The organism is Streptomyces yatensis (assembly GCF_018069625.1).
In the GTDB taxonomy this organism is placed as follows: domain Bacteria; phylum Actinomycetota; class Actinomycetes; order Streptomycetales; family Streptomycetaceae; genus Streptomyces; species Streptomyces yatensis.
Genome location: NZ_CP072941.1, coordinates 9,501,654 through 9,517,868 on the forward strand (window position 1 = coordinate 9,501,654; position 16,215 = coordinate 9,517,868).

Sequence of the window (16,215 nt, forward strand, 5' to 3'; positions counted from 1 at the left end):
CGATCGCCACCGGCAGGGCAGCTCCACCGTGACGACCGTCGGCCCGCCCCGTGGGCTCGTCACCGTCACCGTTCCATCGAGCGCGGCGACGCGGCGACGAATCCCGAGCAGCCCGCGGGCACCTTCGGGACCGCGTCCGGAGCCACCTTCGGCGCTGCCGGAACCACCCGTCTCCCCGGCACCGGACCCGCCCGCCACCGCCTCGGCGCCACCTCGTCCCTCGTCCCGCACCGAGACCCACAACCCGCTCGGTGTGCGGGCCAGCCGGGCCTCGGCCCGGCCTGCGCCACTGTGCCTCGCCACGTTCGCCAGCGCCTCCGCCACCACGGAGTACGCGGCCGCCTCGACCGCCGCCGGGGCCCGTGTCCCGTCCTCCAGACCGTCCACCCGCACGGTGACATCGAGCCCACTGCTCGCGGCGAGCGCCCGTACCGCCCCGGCCAGGCCACGGTCGGTGAGGACGCGCGGATGCATGCCACGCACCATCCGGCGCAGCTCGGTCAGCGCCTCTTCGGCCAGGTCCTGCGCGTCGTCCAGCATCCTGCGCGCCGCCGTCGGATCCCGGTCGTAGACCCGCTTCGCCAGGCCGATCCGCAGGGACAGGGAGACCAGCCGTGCCTGGGTGCCGTCGTGCAACTCCTGCTCGATACGGCGTAGTTCGGCACCGTGCGCGGCGATGGCGCCCGCCCGGGTCTCCACCAGCTCCGCCACCCGCTCGGCCAGCCGCGCCGCGGCCGTGGCCGTGTCGGTGGCCGTTTCCGTGTCCGTTTCCGCTTCCGTGTCCGTTTCCGTGTCCGTCGGGCCGGGCCGCCGACGGCGCAGGTACGAGCCGAACGCCAACGCGAGCGCGGACGCCGGCAGGGCCGTGGCCCGCACCGCGTGCCGCATCGTTCTCCCCATGCCGACGAGGCTAGAAGACCGACCGGACGCGGGCGGGAGAGCGAGCCGCCCCATCGACGGTGGAGCCCGCTACACCCCCGGCCCGGCGGCCGGCCCACGCCCGCCCCTGCGGTCCGGGATTCACCGGCATGGACGCACCAGGGTGCGGTAGCGTGCCGAGGAAGCCATGGTGGAAGGACCGGTCCGCCGAGAAAGGCACCCGATGACGGATCTTCAGGAAGTGGACCGCATCGCCACGGCCGACCACCACTTGGCGGTCGTGACGACGACGCGCGCCGACTGCTCGGTCCAGGCATCCGTGGTCAACGCCGGGATCATGGGCCATCCGGTGTCCGGTGAGCCGGTGGTCGCCTTCGTCACCTACGGCCGCGCCAAACTCGCCCACCTGCGGGCACGACCGCGGGCCACCGTGGTCTTCCGCGCCGGATGGAACTGGGCCGCCGTCGAGGGCCGTACCGAGATCGCGGGCCCCGACGACCCGTCCCCCGGGATCGACCAGGAGCGTCTGCGACTGCTGCTGCGCGAGATCTTCACCGCCGCGGGCGGCACACACGACGACTGGGGCGCCTACGACCGGGTGATGGCCGAGCAGGGCCGCGCCGCGGTCTTCGTCCACCCCGAGCGCGTCTACAGCAACTGACCCCCGGGGCGCATGACCGGGCGGGGCCGATCACGTCGTGACGGCGCGGAGATGGGGCGAGAGCGGAGAGCACGGAGGGAAACCGGCGACGTGAACGATCCACTGGGGGCCCTGTCTCCCGCTGAGCGCCGACTGCTCAGGCCCGTCACCCACGGCCATGGGCTCGAAGGCCGCGAGCCGATGCTCGCGACCCTCACCCACGAACGCTTCTCCGACGAGCGCTGGCTGTACGAACGCAAGCTGGACGGCGAGCGCTGCGTCGCCGTCCGCGAACGCGGCCGCGTCGACCTGTTCAGCCGCAACGGCCTCTCCGCCGCCTCCGCCTACCCCGAACTCATCGACGCCCTCACCGGGCGAGCCACGGTCGACTGGGTCCTCGACGGCGAGGTGGTGGCCTTCGAACGCGGACGCACCAGCTTCGCCCGGCTCCAGCCGCGGATGCACGTCAGCTCACCCGAACAGGCCCGGCGCACCGGCGTGACCGTGTACTACTACCTCTTCGACGTCCAGGCCATCGGCGACCACGACGTCACCGCGCTGCCGCTGCGCCGCCGCAAGACCCTGCTGCGCTCCCTGCTCACCTGGAGCGATCCGCTGCGCCTGACCGCGTACCGCTACCGCGACGGCGAGACCTACTACCGCCATGCCTGCGCCCACGGATGGGAGGGGCTGATCGCCAAGCGTGTCGACTCCCCCTACCAGCACGGCCGCTCCCGCGACTGGCTCAAGTTCAAATGTGAGCGGCGGCAGGAGCTGGTCATCGGCGGATGGACCGATCCCCGGCGCACCCGCCCCGGGCTCGGCGCCCTGCTCCTCGGCTACTACAGCGACGGCGACCTCGTCTACGCGGGCAAGGTCGGCACCGGCTTCGACACCCGCACCCTGGAGGCCCTCGCCCGACAGCTGACCGAGCTGCGCACCCCCACCTGCCCATTCACCCGTGGCGCCCCGCCCACCGGGTCCGGGGTCAACTGGGCGCGCCCCGAACTCGTCGCCGAGATCGCCTTCACCGAGTGGACAGCGGAAGGCCGTCTGCGTCACCCCCGTTTCCTGGGGCTGCGCCGTGACAAACCGGCCCGCGAGGTCGTCCGCGAGGAGCTGTGAGCGCGGCCGCCATCGGACGGTTGCCCGAGCCGAGTCCGGGGAAGTCCGCTTGAGCGCTGCGGAGGGGTGAGCCGGCCAATGTGCCCGCGAGCCCAGCACTCGACGTGCCCACCGCGCCCGGCCCGTGTCACGGCACCCGCGATGTCCACTCCGGTGAGCCGAACTTCCCGGCCGCCAGCAGCCGCGCCGTCGCCGACTCCTCGTCCGTCACCTTGCCGTCAGTGAGCCCGTACCGCCCGCGGAACGAGGCCACCATGCGGTCGATGACGGCGGGGCGCGGCAGCCCGGTCTGGCGGCGCAGCGGGTCCACCCGCTTGACGGCGCTCGCGATGCCCTTGCCGGACAGCTTCTCCCGTCCGATGCGCAGCACCTCCACCATCTTGGCGGCGTCGATGTCGTACGACATGGTCACGTGGTGCAGTACCGCACCGCCGTGTGCCGCGAGCCGCTTCTGCGCGGCCCCGCCGACCTTCCCGGCCTCCGTGGCGATGTCGTTCAGCGGCTGGTACCACGCCTTGACGCCCATCTCGCCCAGCGCGCCGAGCACCCAGTCGTCCAGATAGGCGTAGCTGTCGGCGAAGGACAGGCCGGAGACGAGCGACTGGGGCACGTACAGCGAGTACGTGATGGTGTTGCCCGGTTCGACGAACATCGCGCCGCCGCCGCTGATCCGCCGGACGACCGTCACCCCGTGCCGCTCGGCGCCCGCCGGGTCGACCTCGTTGCGCAGCGACTGGAAGCTGCCGATGATGACGGCCGGACGGTCCCACTCCCACACCCGCAGCGTCGGCGGCCGCCGCCCGGCGGCCACCTCCCCGGTCAGCACCTCGTCCAGGGCCATGTGCAGCGCCGGATCCTGTGGCCCCTCGTGGATCAGCTGCCAGTCGTAGTCCGTCCAGTCGGTGGCCCGGGCCACCGCCCGCCGCACCGCGATGCCCACGGCCTCGGCGGAGAAACCGACCATCACGGTGCCGGCGGGCAGTCCCGCCTCGATGCGCGCGGCGAGGGCCTGCGCGTCCGCGTCGGCGGGCGCGCCCTCCAGGGCCCGGTCGATGGCGTGCAGCGCCTCGTCCGGCTCCAGGAAGAAGTCGCCCGCGACCCGCACCCCGCGCAGCACGCCGTCGTGGACATCCAGATCCACGACGACCAGCTTGCCGCCCGGCACCTTGTACTCACCGTGCATGCCCTGCACCGCCTTCTGTTTCCGCCCCGGCGCTCTCGATCATTATCCCGCGCCGGGGCGGCTTCGGTCGGCACCGGTGATCCGGCGGGGTCAGGCTCCCGTGGTCGAGCCCGGGCGGACGATCATGAGAATGGTCACCGTCGCCCACAGCAGGTTGAACGCGCCGGTGAACATGGCCAGTTGGGCGGTATCGGTCCGCTCCAGGGCCTTGCCCGCACCGAGGCTGTCGATGAGCTCGTCCTGGCGGGGCAGGACGAAGGCGACCAGGACACCGGCGGCCGCGGCCGTCAGCGCGATGGAGGCGGTGAGCCAGCCGCTGCTGAGGACACCCATCACGGCGGCCGTGGCGAATCCGAAGACGGGCACGGCGAGGCCCATCTTGGCGTAGACGCGGCAGATGCGGTGCAGAAGCCGGACCGTGCCCAGGTCCGCCTTGCCCTCGGCGGCTGCCGCCGCGGCAGCGTGGGCGTTGCGGGCCGCGGGCGGGAACATGCTGGCCGCGACGGTGACGGGGCCGATCGCGACGATGGCGGCCAGGACATGCAGAGAGAGCAGGATCTTGGTCATCGGGTGGTGTCCGGCTCCCTTTCGAACGTGGCAGGCACCGCGTCTCCTTCCGAGCGTGGGCGGCTGGTGCCCGCCCCACGCTAGGCAGCCGCGAGAAGATCACCCAGGGGCTGGAACGACAGAAGTCAACGGATTCTCGCCATACCGGGCCCCTGACATGGTCATCCGTCGATGTACTGCGCCACCCCGTGGCCGAACGACCAGTCGGCCGACTCGTTCTCGGTCAGGGTGATGAACACGTTCCGCGGCTCGGTCCCCGCGTACTCCTGGGCGAGCTCGGCGATCCGCCGGTACAGCGACTGCTTCTGTGCCGGTGTACGCCCCGAGCGCATCGTGAGCGCGATGTAGACGATGCCGTCGTCGCGCCGCACCCCGAGGTAGTCGTCGTAGCGCAGCATGCCGCTGGTGCCGTCATGGCTGGTCAGGACCTGGAACCGGTCGTTGGGCGGGAAGCCGATGGTTTCCACCAGGGCGTCGTGCACGGCACGGCCGAGGGCGTCGAGCCGGTCGGGGTCGGCCCGTAGCGCGTCGATGCGGACGAAGGGCATGTCGGGACTCTCTTTCGGGCGAGTCGGTCGGCGGAAGGTCGCGGGCTCAGGGGACATGAGCTCAGGGGACATGGCCTCAGCGGACATGAGCGGTGAGCAGGCCGAGCGCTCCGTCCATGGCCCGGGCGTACACCTCCACCGAGTCGGCTGCACGGGCCAGCACATAGCCGCCCTGCAACACCGCGACCAGCGCGGTGGCCGCGCTCGCCGGGTCGAGCCCGGTGTCGAGCTCCCCGCTCGCCCGGCCCTCCGCCAGCAGCCCGGCCAGCCGGTCGGTGAGCCAGGCGAAGGTCTCCTCGACCGGTCGGCGCAGCTCCGGATCGGCCATCACATCGGGGTCCTGGGTGAGGCGGCCGACCGGGCAGCCTTTCAGCGCGTCCCGTTCCCTCCGCAGATAGGCGCTGATCCGCTCGACCGTGGTGCCGGGGCCACTGAACTCGGCCTCCGCCCTGCCCCTCAGCTCCTCGGCGCTGCGGCTGATCGCGGCGAGCGCCAGATCGGGCTTGCCGCGGAAGTGGTGGTACATGCTGCCCTGGCCCGCTCCGGAACGCTCCTGGATCGCCTTCGGGCTCGTGCCCACGTAGCCGCGCTCCCACAGCAGCTCGCGGGTGCTTGCGATGAGTCGTTCCCGGGTGTCCATGAGCAAGATCATACATACTAGTAGGTACAAATTGAAGCGCGCGGACGCGCCCTCGGTGAGAGGATCCCGCCGTACTGTGTGGGCTGGTCCGGACGGTGGAAGGTGACGATGTACGCGATATCCCTGGGCGAGGACGGCGCCGAGCTGCGCCCGCTGGAGCCGTGGCAGGCCGAGGAGTTCCTTACGCACATGGACCGGGGACGGGAATTCATCGGACGGTACATCCCGCTGGCGGACGCCGCCTCCGACCTGGAGTCGGCCCGGGCGTTCCTCCAGGGCTACGCGGACAAGGCGGCGGCCGACGCCGGGCGGATCTACGGCATCTGGACGGACGGCAAGCTGGTCGGCGGAGTCCTCTTCCGCACGATGGACGTCAACCAGCGCACCGCGGAGGCGGGTTGCTGGCTGGAGCCCTCGGCGGTGGGCAAGGGGCTGGTGACCCGGGCCTGCCGCGTGATCATCGACTGGGCCGTCGAGGAGCGGGGCATCCACCGCGTGGAGTGGATCGCCGCCGCCGCGAACGAGGGCAGCATCGCCGTGGCCCGGCGGCTGGGGATGACGAAGGACGGTGTGCTGCGGGAGAGCTATCTGCGCCGCGGCGAGTGGCAGGACAGGGAGATCTGGTCGGTGCTCGCACCGGAGTGGCGGGCGGCCCGGAAGCCGTCCTGAACCGCGTCTCGGTCAGGCTGACGGCGAGGGCCGCGCGTCCATCACGCTGACGGCGAGGGCCGCGCGTCCATCACGCTCACCGCGGGGGTGGCGGGCGACGGTGATGATCTCGGGGCCGGTGTCGGTCAGCGGCCCGCCGTCCCAGTCCCCGAACTGCTCCGCCACGACCAGCCCCGCCTCGCCCAGGAACCCCGCCAGCGCGTCCGGGCCGAGAAACCGCAGCGTGCTGCGGCTCAGCAGGGGCCGCTCCCAGCCCGCGCCGGTGTAGGTGTGCGTGGCCGAGACGAGATCGCCCCGCACCGGCGTCTCCACCTCGCACACGCACCGCACCACGGCGCCGGTGGGGTCCACCACCTCGCCCGAGTACCGCACGTCCCAGTCCTCCCACTCCCGCACCAGCGGATTGCGGGTCTCGAACACGAAGCGGCCGTCGTCGGTCAGTGCCGTGGCGATCGCGGCCAGCGCGTCGCGCAACTCGTCGTCACCCAGAAGCCCCTGGAAGGCATGGCCGGTCATCACCACCAGATCGAACGCACGGCTCCACCCCGGCGCCGAGGCCAGGTCGCCGAGCACCCACTCCACATCCGGGCACTCCCGCGCCACCTCCAGCATCCCCACCCCGGGATCCAGCCCGCACAGCCGCCCCTCGTGCCCGTCCTCCCGTGCCCTGCGCAGCAGCGCGCCCGTTCCGCACCCCACGTCCAGGACGGAGCGGGCGGACATCACCAGGGGCAGGTAGAACGTGAAATCGCCACGCTGGTCCCAGGGGCAGAACAGGTCGTACAGCGAGGCCAGCCGGCGATCGGAGAACTGCGTGTCCACCATGGCCGTCACACTGCTCCCGGTCCGGCGGACCCGCAAGGTCCGGGACCCGTCCACGGCCCTGCCCACGTCGTCATGGGCGGGCTGTCTTACGATCGAAAGGGGTTTTTGTCGTCTCCGGGAGCTCTCGATGTCCGACCCCACGCCCGACCCGTCCGACCCCATGCCCGACCCGTCCGACCCGTCCGCCCCGACGCCTGACTCGCTCGACCGGCGGCTGGAGACCATCGCGCGCCACCCCTTTCGCGCGAAGTTCCATCTGCGCGGACGTGATCGGGCCACGGCCGAGCTGAGTGGCCCGTCGACGATGCGCTGGCACGCGTACGACCTGATCGCCAAGCGGCTGGCCCCCGCCGAGCCGTACAAGGACGGCAAGCAGACGCCCTACCGCGGCCACCCCGTGTTCGTCGCCCAGCATGCCACCGCCACCTGCTGCCGTACGTGCCTCGAGCGCTGGCACCAGATCCCCAAGGGGCGGGAACTGAGCCGGGCGGAGCGGGCGTACGTGGTGGGGGTGATCTGCCGTTGGATCGAACGCGAGGTGGCGGCAGGCGGACGGTGACGGATCAGCCCGGGACGCCGTCGAGCCCCAGGTCGCGGGCGACCCGTGCGAGGGAGTCGCGCTGCTGCCGCTCGTAGAGCGCGAAGGGGTCCAGGACATGGCGGCCGATGGCACCGGAGAGCCATGCGGCGTCGTGGGCGGTGCCCTCCTGGCCGTTGTCCCGCACGCCCTCCCCGCTGAGGTTGGACTGGAAGATGCCGGCGGCGGAGCGGGGCAGGAAGTCCTCGTAGACGATGGGCTCGGCCCGCACCCAGCCCCGCTCCAGCAGTTCGCCGATGGTGGCGGGCGGACGGCTGTCGTCGCGTGGGCGGTCCGGTACGACGTGGTAGGTGAACCAGCCCAATCCGCGGGCGGCCAGCTCCCGTTCGGTAGGGGGGAGATGCTCCTCCCATACGCCGCGGGCCAACTCGCCCCGGTCCACCCCCGGGTGGCGGGCCACCTCATGGTCGACGAGGGTGAGCAGCCGGTCGTACAGGGCGCGGCCGTCGTGGGTGAGGGCGATACCGCGGGCCTCGACCTCGCCGAAGCGCACCCGCAGGGCGCCGGTGGTGACGCCGCCGTCCGCGAGGCGCATCGCGCGGGGTTCGGCGAGGGCGCGGAAGGAGGTCTGGCGCAGCAGGACGTCTGGGCCCTTCCAGGCCGGTGGCCCCTGGATGGTGTCGATCATCTGGATGCCGCGGTCGGTCATCCGCCGGTAGAGCTCGTCGATGTCCAGGACGCGCGGGGTGAGGTGGTTGATGTGGGTGCTGCGGACACCGCCGATGTCCGCGGCGACGGCGGAAATCCTCTCCAGGGTCTCGTACCAGACCTTGTCCACCGGCTCGGGTGACAACTCGAAGGCGGACACGGCGAGGTGGAGGAAGCGCTCGGCGTCCTCCTCGGGCAGTCCGTGCTCGGCCGTCGCGCGGTCGGCCAGGGCGAGCAGCTCCGGCGGGAACAGCTCGCGGCCGGCCAGGAAGGTCTCCAGCCGGGAGCGCAGATCGGCGTCGAAGAACCGCGGGTCGGCGGTGGTGAGCAGGGAGGTGAAGACGCGGAAGGGGTTGCGCGCCAGCTCCTCGCCGTCCACCGGGCGGAAGGCGGTCGAGACCACGGGGACCGCGCTGGCGGCGGCCTCGCGCAGATCGTAGAAGCCGACCGGGTGCATGCCCAGCGCGCCGAAGACGCGGGCCACCTGGCCCAGCTCCCGAGGCGTTCCGACCCGGATGGCGCCGTGGCGTTCGGCGGTCACCCGGCCGATGGACCCCAGGCGCTCGGCTTCGGCGCCCCGCGCCCGCAGAACGTCCTCGTTGACCTCGCGCGAGACGTCCACGAGCGTGGTGTACGCCGGGACTTCCCGGCCGTACATCTCGGAGAGCCGTGCCGCGAAGGCGGCACGCAGCCGCCACTGGCTGATCATGGGTGAATTCTGCCTTTCCGTCGGGGACGTGCCGGATCGGGGAGGGGTGCCGAGCCCGGTCCATAAGTTTTTGCCACCCACGGAGCCGGTCGGTAAACCTCCCCGGCCCTGGCCGCGTCTTGATCGGCAACGGACGCACAGCACCGGTGACCTTGGCAAGGCCGGTTTCCTGTCACCTATACACAGCATGTATACATGGAGTGCATACTCGCGGTGTATGCACTGGGTGTATAGCGGACGGCCGCGTGCTCCTGGGAACAACAGACGGAAAGGCATCCATGTACGGCAAAGCATTCGCTCCTGAGTACCAGGGCTCCCTCACCACCCTGTCCGTGAACTCCTCCCTGGTCGACGTGCTGGCGGCAGGCACCGAGCAGTTGCGGGCGGCCGAGCGGGGCGGCTCCCCGGGCGAGGCGGCCCGCGCCGGGCTCGCGGTCGCCGAGGCGCACCGGAGGCTGGGGCAGGTGGGCGAGGCCGACCGCGAGTGGAAGGCCAGCTACCGGGCGGCCCGTGCGGCGGGGGACCTCGGGGCGATGGCGTGGGCGCTGTGGAGCGGAGGCACGCTCGCCCGGCAGCGGGGCGCGCTGGCGCTGGCGTGGCGGCTGCTCGGCCTCGCGGCCGAATTCGGCGAACGCGGCGGGGACATCGTCGTCCGTGGCTACTCACTGGCCGGGATGGCGGAGACCGGCCGCATCCAGGGCGACTACGAGGCCGTGGGCGCGCTGCACGAGCGGCTCCTCGCCGAGGCGCGGAAGCGCGGCGAGGCGCGGCACACCGTATGGGCGCTGGAGGGCATCGCCCAGATGCACCGCAACACCGGGTCGTACGACTCGGCCTACGCGATGTTCCAGGAGGCCGCGGAGATAGCCGCGGGCGCCGATGACCGGCGCGGACACGCATGGGCGCTGCGCGGCATGGCCGATATCGTCTCCGTACGCGACGGCGACGTGGAGCGCGCACTGGAGCTGCTCTCCGCGGCCGAACTGACCTGCCGCGAGATGAACCTGGTGAGCGCGCTGGCGTACAACCACAAGATGCGCGGCAATGTGTTCTACCGCGCGGGCCGTTACGAGGAGGCCCGCGCGATGTACGAGCAGGCCCTGGACGAGTTCCGCGGCATGAGCGAGCCGCGCGGCGAGGGTCTCGCCCGGCTCGGGCTCATCAAGTCCCTGGCCCGGCTGGGCCGCGACCGGGCCCGGACCGACGAGGACCTGTGCGAACTGGCCGATGTGCTGGAGCGGATCGGACTGCGGCACGCCCGCCGGATGGTGGACCGTGCCCGGGAGGAGTTCGGCCTCACGGAGGTCATGGAGGTGGCACTGTGACGACGGCGTTTCCCCTGCTCCTCGGGGCATACGAGACCACCGCGACCGCGCACGAGGCCACTGCGGCCGCACACGAGCCCACCGCGTCCGCAGGCGAAATCCTGGGCCGCTGCCGGGAGTTGGTGCGCCCGGCGCTGGCCGAGACGGTCGGCCGGCTGCACCCATGGGTCGCCGAGATGGCCGCGTACTCCTTCGGCTGGTGCGATGTGGGCGGTACGCCCGCCGAGGGCGCGGGCGGCAAGGGGGTGCGGCAGGCCCTGGCCGTGCTGTGCGCGGAGGCGGCCGGGGCATCCGGCGAGGCGGCGGTGGCCGGAGCGGTGGCGGTGGAGCTGGTGCACACCTTCTCGCTGCTGCACGACGACATCATGGACGGCGACCAGACCCGCCGCACCCGCCCCACCGTGTGGAAGGCCTACGGGACCGGCCCGGCCGTGCTCGCCGGTGACGCCCTGTTCGCGCTGGCCGTGGAGGCGCTGGCCGCCGTGCCCGGCGCCGGAGCCGCGGCCGCGGTGCGACGGCTGAGCGTGGCCATGGGCGACCTCGTCCGCGGCCAGGCGGACGACCTGCTCTTCGAGTCGCGCCCCTGGACGGGGCCCGCGGCGGTGGGGCCGGAGGAGTACCGCACGATGTCCGAGCACAAGACCGGCGCCCTGCTCGGCTGCGCCGCGGCCCTGGGCGCCGCGCTCGCCGGGGCGCCGGAGAGCACCGCGGCCGCCCTGGACCGGGCCGGACGGCATATGGGCGTGGCGTTCCAGGTGGCGGACGACCTGCTGGGCATCTGGGGCGACCCCGCGGTCACCGGCAAGCCCGTCCACCGCGATCTGCGGCAGCGCAAGAAGACCTTCCCCGTGCTCGCCGCCCTGAGCGCCCGCGACACCTCGGCCGCCGGGCAACTGGCCACGCTCCTGGAGGAGTCCCCGGAGACCCCGGACGACGCCACCACGCGCCGGGCGGCCGATCTGATCGAGCAGGCCGGTGGCCGCTCCGCCGCCCTGGCCGAGGCCGACCGTCACATCACCGCCGTGCAGCGGTGCCTGGACGGTCTGCCGCTCGTGCCTCGCGCGAACGCGGAGCTGCGCACCCTGCTGGGCTTCCTCGCACGGCGCGACATCTGACCGGTGGGGCTGACCCGGAGGGGGATGTGCGACCCCTCGCGAGGGGCGCCCACGCCACTCGGGTCCGCTTACGAAGGTTGGCCATGCCACCCGGTCCGCTTGCGAGGGGCACCCCTGCCACCCGGGTCCACCGGTCAGCGGCGGTCCCGCACCGCGTCCAGCCGGTCGCGGACCCACAGCTCCACATCGCCCACATGCCGGCTGGCCGCGGTGAACGCGGCCAGGCTGTCATGGGCCCGGAGCGCGGTGTAGATGTCCATGTGCTGCTGGTGGGTCCAGGACAGCACATCGGACTTGACCAGGGCGCGCCAGATGCGGGCCCGGGCGGTGCGCTGGGTGACCGAGTCCGCCAGGGAGGCCAGCGTGCGGTTGCCGGACGCGGCGACGATGTCGGCGTGGAAGGCGATGTCCTCGTGCACCAGCTCCTCCGGGTCGTGCAGACCGCGCATCCGCTCGATCCGCTCCTGGAGCCGGTCGAGGGCGGCCTCGTCGATGCGGGTCGCGGCCAGTGCGGTGGCGCCCGGCTCCAGGACCTTGCGGCATTCCAGCATCTCGTTCAGACCGGTGTCCCGGGCCAGGTCCAGGAAGCTGCCGAGGGCGCGCAGCAGCCGGTCCGGGCGCAGATCGGTGACGAAGGTGCCGTCACCGCGGCGCACGTCCAGGACCCCGGCCATCGCCAGGGCGCGGACCGCCTCCCGCAGGGACGGGCGGGAGAGTTCGAGCTCGCCCGCCAGCACCGCCTCCGGGGGCAGCCGGTGGCCCGGCGCGAACTCACCGCTCTCGATGCGATGGCGCAGCCGGCCGATGGCTATGTCGACGACACTGCTCCCGGCGGCGGGGGCACCGTCGTCGCCGGGGCCGGAGCGGTCTGGATTGGTGGGCATGGCGACCAGGATGCCACTCAGCCGCGGCGGCTCCAGACCGGTCCGTCGGGGTAGCGGTAGGTCTCCAGGGTCTCCCGCCGGATCCGGGCGCTGTAGCCGGGCGCGTCGGGCACGAGATAGCGCGAACCGCGGATGCGGACCGGGTCGTGGAAGTGTTCGTGGAGATGGTCGACGTACTCGATGACACGGTCGTCCATGGAGCCGCTGACGGCCACATAGTCGAAGATCGACAGATGCTGGACGAGTTCGCACAGGCCGACACCGCCGGCGTGCGGGCACACCGGTACGCCGTGGGCCGCGGCCAGCAGCAGCACGGCCACCGCCTCGTTGACACCACCCAGGCGGCAGGCGTCGATCTGGCAGACGCTGATCGCGTCGGCGGCGAGGAACTGCTTGAACATCACCGCGTTATGGGCGTGTTCGCCGGTGGCCACCCGGGTCGCACCGATCCGCCGGGCGATGGCGGCGTGGCCGAGGATGTCGTCGGGGCTGGTGGGCTCCTCGAACCACCAGATGTCGAACTCCCTGAGCGCCGTGGCCCAGGTGACCGCCTCCTCCACGCCCAGGATCTGATTGGCGTCGATCATCAGCCGGCGGTCCGGCCCGATGACCTCGCGGGCGATACGGCAGCGCCGGATGTCATCCTCCAGATTCGCGCCCACCTTCAGCTTCACCGAGTTCCAGCCCTGGTCCACGGCCTCCTGGCAGAGCCGGGCCAGCTTGGTGTCGTCGTATCCGAGCCAGCCCGCGCTGGTGGTGTACGCGGGGTATCCGTGCTCGCGGACATACGCCTCGCGCTCGGCGCGGCCACCGGCGCGGGATTCCAGCATCTTCAGGGCGGCTTCGGGGGTGAGCGCGTCCTTGAGGTAGCGCCAGTCCACGAGGTCGACCACCTCCCGGGGCGAGAGGTCGGCGAGGAGCTTCCACACGGGCTTGCCCGCCTGCCGGGCGGCGAGATCCCAGGCGGCGTTGATCACCGCGGCGCTTCCCAGGTGGATGGCGCCCTTGTCCGGGCCGAGCCAGCGCAGTTGGCTGTCGCCGAGCAGATGGCGTGAGAAGCCGCCCAGATCGCCGGTGATCTCGTCCACGGCCATGCCGACGGCCCGCTCCCCGATGGCGCGGGCGGCCTGGACCGCCAGGTCGTTGCCACGGCCGATGGTGAAGGTGAAGCCATGGCCCTCCAGCGGTTCGGCGGGTTCCGAGCCGGGTGCGGACTGTGCCGCGCCCTGCCCGGAGGGCTCGTCGTCGGCGGTCTTGAGCACCACGTACGCCGCCGAGTAGTCCGGAGCCTCGTTCATGGCGTCGGAGCCGTCGAGGTGCTGGGAGGTCGGGAAGCGGACATCGATGGTCTCGACGTCGACGACACGAAGGGGCATGGCACGCGCTCCTGGGGGCAAAAGGGCGAGGGAAAGCGAGCAGTGTCGACCAACATGTCAGATGTCTGGTGTGGTCGCCAGGGGGCATCTGGAAGAAAACTCATGGTTGTTGAGGCCTTGTCAAAGGCTGTAGCCCCCACCTACGTTCCACGGGTCAGATGTTTCCGCGAGACAGCGTGGTCCGCAGGGAGGCCCGATGAACCCGGCCACCACCATGGAGAACACCCGCCGGAAGGTGTCCAGGCGCCTGCTCCCCCCACTCTTCGTGATGTTCGTGCTGAGCTTCCTGGACCGTACGAACGTCGCCCTGGTCAAGTCCCATCTCGCCGACGACGCCGGGATCGACGCCACCGCGTTCGGGCTCGGCGCCGGTGTCTTCTTCATCGGCTACGCCCTGCTGGGCGTGCCCTCCAACCTGGTGCTGCACCGCTTCGGCGCCCGCCGGTGGCTGGCCGCGCTGATGTTCGTCTGGGGACTGCTCTCCTGCGCGATGGCGCTGGTGTCCAACCCCACCGGCTTCTATGTGCTGCGGTTCCTGCTCGGCGCGGCGGAGGCCGGTTTCTTCCCCGGTGTCATCCTCTACATCACCTACTGGTTCCCGGCCGCCGACCGTGGAAAGGCCACCGGGATGTTCCAGGCCGCCGTGGCGGTCGCCAGCATCCTCGGCAATCCCCTCGGCGGCTTCCTGATCGGGCTGCACGGACTGGCCGGTCTGGAGGGCTGGCAGTGGATGTTCCTCCTGGAGGGCGCCCCGACCGTGATCCTGGCCCTCGCCGTACCGTGGCTGCTCACCGACCGCCCCGAACAGGCCCGCTGGCTGACCGCCGAGGAGAAGGACCTGCTCGCCCGGCGCATCGAGGCGGACCGGCCCGGCGAGGACGCCAGAGAGCCGCGCCGGGTCCGCGAAACCCTCGCCGACAGCCGGGTGTTGCGGCTGATGTTCGTGTACTTCGCCATCCAGATCGGTGTCTACGGCGTGACGTTCTGGCTCCCGGCGCTCGTCGGCCGGATCGACGGACTGGGCGACGTGGGCATCGGCTTCGTCGCGGCGCTGCCGTGGGTGTGCGCGCTGCTGGGTGTGCTGGCCCTGCCGTGGATCTCGGACCGCAGCGGCGACCGGCGCGGGCCGCTGCGGCTCGCCCTGGTGCTGACCGTCGTCGGCCTGCTCGGCGGGGTGCTGCTGCCCCCGGTCCCCGCCATCGCCGCCCTGTGCGTGGCCGCCTTCGGTTTCCTGGGCGCGCAGCCGGTGTTCTGGACCGTGCCGCCGACCATCCTGTCCGGCGCCCATATGGCCGGGACCATCGCGCTGATCTCCGGGTTCGGCAACCTCGGCGGCTTCCTGGGCCCGTATCTGATGGGGGTCGCGGAGTCGGGGACCGGCTCGGGAGCCACCGGGCTCTACGCCATCGCCGCCATCGTGGCGGCAGGCGTGTGCACGGCCACCACCCTTCGCTGGGTAGGAGGATCCACTACACCGTCACGAGAGGAGAGGACGACAGATGACACGCATCGTGCGCTTCGCCGATGACGCCGGGACCGTCCGGACCGGAGTGGCCGACGACACCGGCGGGGTACGGGCCTTCCCCGGAGCGCCGCTCATCGCCGAGCTGTTGCGGCTGTCCGTGGCGGAGCTGCGGGCCCTGGTGGAGAACACCGCCGCCGGACCGGCGGCCGTCCATGAGCCGGACATCCTGCCGCTGCCACCGCTGGACGGGCTGATGGAGCTGTGGGCGGCGGGGGTGACGTATGAACGCTCGCGCGAGGCCAGGGTGGAGGAGAGCACCGAGCAGTCGGTGTACGAGCGGATCTACGACGCCGAGCGCCCCGAGCTGTTCTTCAAATCGCCGCCCTGGCGGGTGGTGACCGACGGCGAGCCGATCGCCGTACGGGACGACTCCGAGCTGAACGTCCCCGAGCCCGAACTGGCGCTGGTGCTCAACCGGCACGGCGAGACCGTCGGCTATCTCGTCGCCGACGACGTCAGCTCACGGTCCATCGAGGGCGAGAACCCGCTCTACCTCCCCCAGGCCAAGATCTACGCCGGAAGCGCCGCCGTGTCCTCGGGCATCGTGCCCGCGTGGGAGATCGACGCGCCCGACGCGCTGGACATCACCATGGCGGTATGGCGCGACGGCGAGGCGGCCTACCGGGCGGCCACCTCCACCGCCGCGTTCCACCGCACCCCGCAGGGGCTGGTGGACCATCTGTGGCGCTCCCAGCCCTTCCCCGACGGCGCCGTGCTGTCCACCGGCACCGGCATCGTGCCCGCGCTCGACTTCACACTCCACGCCGGGGACGTGGTGGAGATCTCCATCGAAGGGGTCGGCACCCTGCGCAACCCGGTACGGGCCCATCAGGCCGATCTGGACTGGCTGGTGGAGGCCATCAACCATCCGCTGACCCGCCGTGCCCACCGCGACGGCGCCCCGGAGTGATCCGCCGCCGTGACGGCGGTCACCGCAGCGGTGCTCCGCCGTGCACGGC

General features: G+C 72.0%; 16 protein-coding genes and 1 pseudogene. 8 read left to right on the plus strand and 9 right to left on the minus strand.

Features of this window, described 5'->3' with window-relative positions; translation table 11 throughout:
• Positions 1-6: 6 nt before the first annotated feature.
• Positions 7-744 (minus strand): annotated as a pseudogene (locus tag J8403_RS39645) (sensor histidine kinase); the annotation flags it as partial.
• A 358-nt stretch (positions 745-1,102) separates the two neighbouring features.
• Here J8403_RS39645 and J8403_RS39650 point away from each other — a divergent pair.
• Both J8403_RS39650 and ligD read left to right on the plus strand, forming a co-directional pair.
• Positions 1,103-1,540, plus strand: a complete 438-nt coding sequence (locus tag J8403_RS39650; RefSeq protein ID WP_211127389.1) for a TIGR03618 family F420-dependent PPOX class oxidoreductase — start codon at positions 1,103-1,105, stop codon at positions 1,538-1,540.
• Positions 1,541-1,630: 90 nt separating this feature from the next.
• Positions 1,631-2,644 carry a non-homologous end-joining DNA ligase gene (gene ligD / locus J8403_RS39655; protein ID WP_211127390.1) on the plus strand — a complete coding sequence of 338 codons (1,014 nt, stop codon included), beginning with the start codon at positions 1,631-1,633 and terminating at the stop codon, positions 2,642-2,644.
• Positions 2,645-2,771: 127 nt separating this feature from the next.
• Here ligD and lplAB read toward each other — a convergent pair whose 3' ends face one another.
• The 4 genes from lplAB to J8403_RS39675 form a co-directional block, all read right to left on the minus strand.
• Positions 2,772-3,827 (minus strand): lipoate-protein ligase LplAB, encoded by a 1,056-nt coding sequence (gene lplAB / locus J8403_RS39660; RefSeq protein ID WP_211127391.1) that lies wholly within the window; start codon positions 3,825-3,827, stop codon positions 2,772-2,774.
• Between the two features lie 90 nt (positions 3,828-3,917).
• Entirely contained in the window at positions 3,918-4,394 is a 477-nt protein-coding gene (locus J8403_RS39665) for a hypothetical protein (protein ID WP_211127392.1), read from the minus strand.
• Positions 4,395-4,555: 161 nt separating this feature from the next.
• Positions 4,556-4,942, minus strand: a complete 387-nt coding sequence (locus J8403_RS39670; RefSeq protein WP_211127393.1) for a tautomerase family protein — start codon at positions 4,940-4,942, stop codon at positions 4,556-4,558.
• Between the two features lie 76 nt (positions 4,943-5,018).
• A complete protein-coding gene (locus J8403_RS39675) occupies positions 5,019-5,582 on the minus strand; it encodes a TetR/AcrR family transcriptional regulator (protein WP_211127394.1) in 564 nt (187 codons plus the stop codon).
• 108 nt (positions 5,583-5,690) lie between these two features.
• Here J8403_RS39675 and J8403_RS39680 point away from each other — a divergent pair, with 108 nt between their 5' ends.
• Positions 5,691-6,251, plus strand: coding sequence for a GNAT family N-acetyltransferase (locus tag J8403_RS39680; protein ID WP_211127395.1), 561 nt, complete (start codon positions 5,691-5,693; stop codon positions 6,249-6,251).
• A 12-nt stretch (positions 6,252-6,263) separates the two neighbouring features.
• On the opposite strand, the gene J8403_RS39685 is transcribed toward J8403_RS39680, so the two are convergent.
• Positions 6,264-7,076: a class I SAM-dependent methyltransferase gene (locus J8403_RS39685; RefSeq protein WP_211127396.1), complete on the minus strand. Its 813-nt coding sequence runs from the start codon at positions 7,074-7,076 to the stop codon at positions 6,264-6,266.
• A 127-nt stretch (positions 7,077-7,203) separates the two neighbouring features.
• Here J8403_RS39685 and J8403_RS39690 point away from each other — a divergent pair, with 127 nt between their 5' ends.
• Complete coding sequence (locus J8403_RS39690) at positions 7,204-7,635, plus strand: DUF4186 domain-containing protein (RefSeq protein ID WP_211127397.1); 432 nt, start codon at positions 7,204-7,206, stop codon at positions 7,633-7,635.
• Positions 7,636-7,639: 4 nt separating this feature from the next.
• Here J8403_RS39690 and hglS read toward each other — a convergent pair whose 3' ends face one another.
• Entirely contained in the window at positions 7,640-9,031 is a 1,392-nt protein-coding gene (hglS, locus tag J8403_RS39695) for a 2-oxoadipate dioxygenase/decarboxylase (protein WP_211127398.1), read from the minus strand.
• A 278-nt stretch (positions 9,032-9,309) separates the two neighbouring features.
• Here hglS and J8403_RS39700 point away from each other — a divergent pair, with 278 nt between their 5' ends.
• Both J8403_RS39700 and J8403_RS39705 read left to right on the plus strand, forming a co-directional pair.
• Positions 9,310-10,356 carry a tetratricopeptide repeat protein gene (locus J8403_RS39700; protein ID WP_211127399.1) on the plus strand — a complete coding sequence of 349 codons (1,047 nt, stop codon included), beginning with the start codon at positions 9,310-9,312 and terminating at the stop codon, positions 10,354-10,356.
• On the plus strand, positions 10,353-11,471 hold the full coding sequence (locus J8403_RS39705; RefSeq protein WP_425519862.1) for a polyprenyl synthetase family protein: 1,119 nt from the start codon (positions 10,353-10,355) through the stop codon (positions 11,469-11,471). The genes J8403_RS39700 and J8403_RS39705 overlap by 4 nt, the downstream gene beginning before the upstream one ends.
• A gap of 134 nt (positions 11,472-11,605) precedes the next feature.
• On the opposite strand, the gene J8403_RS39710 is transcribed toward J8403_RS39705, so the two are convergent.
• Both J8403_RS39710 and J8403_RS39715 read right to left on the minus strand, forming a co-directional pair.
• Positions 11,606-12,355, minus strand: coding sequence for a FadR/GntR family transcriptional regulator (locus J8403_RS39710; protein WP_211127400.1), 750 nt, complete (start codon positions 12,353-12,355; stop codon positions 11,606-11,608).
• 17 nt (positions 12,356-12,372) lie between these two features.
• Positions 12,373-13,731: an enolase C-terminal domain-like protein gene (locus J8403_RS39715; protein ID WP_211127401.1), complete on the minus strand. Its 1,359-nt coding sequence runs from the start codon at positions 13,729-13,731 to the stop codon at positions 12,373-12,375.
• A gap of 196 nt (positions 13,732-13,927) precedes the next feature.
• On the opposite strand from J8403_RS39715, the gene J8403_RS39720 reads away from it, so the two are divergent.
• The gene (locus J8403_RS39720) at positions 13,928-15,259 is read left to right on the plus strand and encodes an MFS transporter (protein ID WP_211127402.1); all 1,332 of its coding nucleotides are present in this window, start codon (positions 13,928-13,930) and stop codon (positions 15,257-15,259) included.
• Entirely contained in the window at positions 15,231-16,166 is a 936-nt protein-coding gene (locus tag J8403_RS44490; protein ID WP_211127403.1) for a fumarylacetoacetate hydrolase family protein, read from the plus strand. The genes J8403_RS39720 and J8403_RS44490 overlap by 29 nt, the downstream gene beginning before the upstream one ends.
• The last annotated feature ends 49 nt before the right edge of the window (positions 16,167-16,215 follow it).